The 835-nt window shown below is 53.2% G+C and carries 2 protein-coding genes; both read left to right on the top strand.

Annotation, left to right across the window (positions count from 1 at the left end; genetic code table 11):
* The first annotated feature begins 167 nt into the window (after positions 1–167).
* Positions 168–320 carry a hypothetical protein gene (locus J3349_RS13965; protein WP_207677829.1) on the top strand — a complete coding sequence of 51 codons (153 nt, stop codon included), beginning with the start codon at positions 168–170 and terminating at the stop codon, positions 318–320.
* A 9-nt stretch (positions 321–329) separates the two neighbouring features.
* Positions 330–773 carry a hypothetical protein gene (locus J3349_RS13970; RefSeq protein ID WP_207677830.1) on the top strand — a complete coding sequence of 148 codons (444 nt, stop codon included), beginning with the start codon at positions 330–332 and terminating at the stop codon, positions 771–773.
* Positions 774–835 lie beyond the last annotated feature (62 nt).

Genomic DNA, 835 nt, shown 5'->3' on the forward strand with positions numbered 1-835 from the left:
GACGAAGCCAGCGACTCTGCTCTTGGCCTCACTCTCCAGCACGCCGTTCAGACCAGTTACGCTCCTGTGGTGCTCGCCCAGCACGGCCCCCACCGACGTGACCCTGTCTCTTATACACATCTGACGCTGCCGACGAAGGCGTAGGAGGAGATCAAGGAGGAAGAGGGATGAGAAAAAAAAAAAAAAGAAGAAAAGAGAGAGGGGGAGGGGGGGGGAGAAGACGCCTCCGGCCTCTCGAGTGGAGGAAGGAGGAGGGGAGGAAGGAGGAAAGGGAGAAAGAAAGGAGGGGGAAGGAAGGAGGGGAGGAAGGAAGATGTTAAAAGAAAGGAATGGGAAGGAAGGGAAGAGAGTGTGAGAAAAAAGTAGGGGAAAAAGGAGAGAGAGGAGAAGAGGAAAGAGGAAGGAAGAAAGAGCGGAGGAAGAAGGAAAGAAAGAGAAGGAGAGGGGAAGAAAAAGGAGGGAGCGGCGGAGGGAAGGCATCAGGAGGGTGGCGGCAAGAAGAGACCGGGGAAGGGGGAAGAGAAAGGGGGAAAAGAAAAGCGGTTAAAGCGGGGGGGAAGAGGGGAAGAGAGGGAAGGGGAAGAAAGAGGGGAAGAAAAGCAGGAGAGGGGAGAGAAGGAGAAAAAAAAAGGAGAGAAGGAAAAAAAAAAAAAAGGAAGGAGAGAGGAGGGGGAGAGGAGAGGGAAGGAGGGGAGGGGGAGAAGAAAAAAGAGGGAGGAGGAGAGAAAGAAAGAAAGAAGCGGAGAAGGAGGGAAGAGAAAGGGAAACACTGACAGTGAGGCGCCCTAGCTGCTCAGCCAAAGAGCAAATCGTAAAAATGACAAACACGAATCCA

This window comes from Faecalibacterium sp. Marseille-P9590 (assembly GCF_017377665.1).
Classification (GTDB): domain Bacteria; phylum Bacillota; class Clostridia; order Oscillospirales; family Ruminococcaceae; genus Faecalibacterium.